This window comes from Coleofasciculus sp. FACHB-712, assembly GCF_014695635.1.
Lineage (GTDB): Bacteria > Cyanobacteriota > Cyanobacteriia > Cyanobacteriales > FACHB-T130 > FACHB-T130.
The window spans coordinates 1-4,085 of record NZ_JACJOQ010000183.1 but is presented as its reverse complement, the minus strand read 5'-3'; the positions used below and the strand labels follow the sequence as shown (position 1 = coordinate 4,085).

The 4,085-nt window shown below is 49.1% G+C and carries 2 protein-coding genes; one reads left to right on the top strand and one right to left on the bottom strand.

What is annotated here, in order from left to right; genetic code table 11:
* A partial coding sequence (locus H6F50_RS05010; RefSeq protein ID WP_190426970.1) for a tetratricopeptide repeat protein occupies nucleotides 1-3,245 on the bottom strand: 3,245 nt, incomplete at its 3' end.
* Between the two features lie 194 nt (nucleotides 3,246-3,439).
* Between H6F50_RS05010 and H6F50_RS05005 the strand changes: the two genes are divergently transcribed.
* The coding region (locus tag H6F50_RS05005) for a TM0106 family RecB-like putative nuclease (protein WP_190426965.1) at nucleotides 3,440-4,085 on the top strand (646 nt) is incomplete at its 3' end.

The window sequence follows — 4,085 nt, the reverse complement described above, 5'->3', positions numbered from 1 at the left end:
AATGCAAGGTTTTCTCCGATACTCCGCTGCTTCTCTGTCTGCCCTTTTGCTTGATTGACTCGCTCATCGTCACTGCCGAAGACGGGATCGGCTAGCACCGCCACAGCTTTAGCGGCAGGTTTGCGCCCAGCTTGTTCTTGTCTTAAAACGGCTAGCGTGGAGGCTGAGGGCAGATTGACGATTTCGTAATTGACTAACAGTGGAGTGGGTGAGGTGGAAGGATTGGCTTTGTTTTCTGTGCTTGGCTGCGTTGGTACTGGTAGCGCGGCAAAGGGGACATACTGCAATGCACCCTCGCTGACAATGAGTAATCGTTTCTTATCTAGTTTCCCAGCCACTTGCCCCAAGAGCATCTGGCTGAGTTTGGTTACGACTTCGGTGCTAGCGGGAGCGAGTTCAACCGCAATGCCTCCCCGTTTATCAGTCGGCTTTCGGGTTTCCAAGCGATAGCCAGGGGTATTCAAAAGTTCATAGAAACCTCGCGCCGCTAACTCAATTTCGGCGCGTTTAGGGAGTTCGCAGCTGGTGATGCCTGTCTTGGTGACAGCCCAAAGATAGCTGCGTTCTTCGCCTAGCGAGTATTCCAAAAGCAGCGTATCGTCATCCAGAACCTGCTGCTGAATCTCTGCCAAGGTGAGGGGTTTTGGCTGAGTGAGGGCGGCATAGCGGGGACTTTTAGCGCGGATGTCAGCTTGGGCTTGTCGATACTCTTCTAAGAGATTTTCGCGTTCTCGTTCAATTTTCTCTAGCTGTCCTTTAGTGGGGTTGCTACTGTGTAACTCAACTCGGCGTTTTTCAACAGCATCAAGTTTTTGCTGCAAGGTGCGCTCTTGTTCCAGCTGTTTTGGCTCGACTCCTTGCCGAATATTAGCGTTAGCCTCTGTTAGGAGTTCCAAAAGACTCCGGGCACGAGCGCGTTCCGAGGCGTGCAGTGCCAGAGCATCGTACCCAATATAAGGCTCTTTTTTGTGCAACTGCATCAGCACGTCGATGTAGAACTGGTAGTAATTCTGCACGGAGGCAAAGTAGGAAGTACGCAGTTCTGGGCTGGTGACTCTGGTGCGTATGTCCTCAACAATTTTGATGGCGGCTTCGATTTGGGTACGGGCTGCGTTGAGATTGCCCTTGTCGCGTTGTGTAATCGCAACCTCATAGAGTGTATATGCTTCCTCCGTGCGATCGCCAAACATCCGCCGCAGTGCTAGAACCCGATCGTAGGTTGATAGCGCTTTTTCGTACTGCTTCAATGCATTGTAAACCTTACCCAGATCGCGCAGGTGGGTGGCTTCTCCTTGGTGATCCTCTACCTTCCGATCCGCAGCCACTGCCTTTTCCAGGGCTTCCAGTGCTTTTTGGTAATCCGCCGATTTCAGATAAGCAACACCGCTCATCCCAAATGCATAGGCTTCCCAAGAGGGGTTATTCTGTTCGCGTGACAGTGCAAGGATTTGGTTAGCTGCATCAAGCGCCTTAGGATAATCCTTTAATGATAGGTAAACTGAAGCAATACCTACAAGTGTGGTAACTTGCTGCGGGAAATCATTATTTTGTTTTGCCAGAGCCAGCGATTGATTGTGAAATTCCAACGCTTTTTCATAATTTTTTGCTCCTTGGTAGACACCACCAATGTTGGTAAGAGTTAGAGCTTGGTTAGTGAGATTGCCAATGCTTTTAAATATCTCTAGAGCTTGGTTGTGTGTATCAATACTCAGCTGATAATCGCCCAATGAACTGTAGACTTTAGCGATACTGTTGAGGGTGGCGGCTTGTTGAGGGCGATCGTTCACCCGACGCTGGATTTCGAGGGCTTGGTTGTAAAAGTCCAGTGCCTGCTGCGGCTCATCCATTGACTCATAGATACCAGCGATGTCACGGAGGGCAACAGCTTCCTTAGTGGGACTGGAAATGGCACGGCACAGCATGAGCGCTTGATTTAAGGCATCGAGGGCTTTCTGCATTTCCCCCAATTGTTTGTAGGTATTGCTGATGTAGGAGAGAAGGGTCGCTTCCCCGTATCGATATCCCGCCTTTTGGTAAAGCGATCGCGCTTGGTTAAAAAAGTCCAGCGCTTTAGCAAGATCGCCAAATCCTCCTAAGGAATAGGTGAGGCCGATATTCCTGAGAATCTCAGCTTGTTGAGTAAAGTTGAAGGCTAAATCAGTTCCAGATAGATTTCCCTGTGCTGCTTGCCAGAGTTTCAGCGCTTGGTTATGGAAATCCAGCGCCTTCTGATAGTGACCCCATTTGAAGTAGACCCAGCCAATATCCCCAAGGATATCCGCTTGCCCAGCAAAATCCTTCCTTTCTCGCTGGAGTTCGAGTGCTTGCTTATAAATGGCAAGCGCCTGTTGCAATTCGCCCAATTGGATGTAAATTATGCCGATAGTGCCGAGCGTTCGGGCTTGTGCGGCGATATCCTTCTCGGCACGTTGAATCTCCAGTGCTTGATTGTAGAAGTTGAGGCTTGATTGAGTCTCGCCTGACTGAAAGTAGACATTAGCGATGAAGCTCAGTGTATCAGCTTCACGAGAGGGTTTTTTCTCAGCTCGAAGCAGCGACAGGGCTTGTCTGTAATATTCCAGTGCTTCTTGCTTTTTGCCTAACTCGAAGTAAACACCACCGAGGGAATTGAGTAGGGAAGCTTCCTCAACGTTGGTGAATGCAAGTGCTTGCTTGTAAGTGTCGAGCAGTTTTTGTTTGTCGTTTGAGTTGGAGCCAGCATTATCCATTGAGGCACGAGCGATCGCGTCCTGAAGGCGGTTTTTCAACTCGCGCCTGACAGCTAACCCCCGCTCGAAATAGTCCAGCGCCTTCTGAGGCTCGTCTTGGTCACCATCGTAGATGGTACCGATGAGAGAAAGAGTCAGTGCTTCCCAACTGCGAGCCTCATACGGCGGAGCTTCGTTAACCGCCAATTGCTGCCAAATAGAGAGTGCTTCTTCGTATTTGGCAAGCGCTTGTTGCTGAGATTCTACCGTTCCTTGTTTCTCTAGTTGTTGTCCTTGCTTTATCAGTTGCAGTCCCTGTTCGTAAGTTTGTTGCTCATCAGTAGTCGTTGCATTTGGCGAGGAAGTCGCTGGCTGTTGGGCAATTGAAACGCTTGTTGCTTGTGCCTCCACTGATGACAACAATAGAACAGCTACAAATAGAGCCAAACTACGATAGATAGAAACTGAGAATGATATAGGAAGTAACAATAAGAGCGATCGCCACCCAATCAACTGCCGTTTGCTACGCTTAGCCATGCCTACACCCTCACGCTCAAAATCGCCACTACTCTAACCGATGGTGAATCGCTGTCAAAATCTACACGTAGAGACGCGATATATCATGTCTCTACAAGTCCGCTCTCGTCAGGCTTTGTTTGTCTAGTGTCATTTAGTCTGAGTGCGATAAGAGCGATCGCGAAAGCTCACTCATTCTCTGTTAGCTTGAAGTCATGCTGCTAACTGTTAATATGTTGCGGCACTACCAACGTTGTAGTCGCCGGTCTTTTCTCGATTTATATGGAGATCCTACCCAGCAGGATTTTCAAAGTGATTTTCGCGCCAAATTGCAACAGGATCGGTATGCTCTCCAGCAAACCGTTCTGGCGGGACAGACTTATCACAAACCCAATTACGCTTGGGGAGATTGGCACGCTGGTGCGAATGCCACCATTGCCTTGATGCAAGAAGGCGTTGAGCTAATTTACCGAGGCGTGCTTCTGAAAGAGGAAGGAGTAGGGATAAAGGATGAATCCTTCTTGCACCTTCCGAAGACAGTGACCCTCGTGAGTTGTCCTGATTTCTTGGTTAAACAACCCGGACAATCAAACTTTGGCGATTGGATTTACGTTCCCAGTGACATTCATTTAGGTCGGCGTCCTAAGCTGGAATATCAAACGGTTGCAGCTTTTCACGCCCATCTGCTGGCATCTGTTCAGGGCGTTATGCCGGATACGGTTTGGCTGCAATTACGGGAAAAAAAGGTTTATGCAGTCAATTTGAGTAAATGGGTGCCGATGATGCAGGCACTTGTAGAGGAGTGTATCGAAATGCTCCTGTCTCGGCAAGAGCCAGAGGTGTTCATTACCCGTCAGCGGT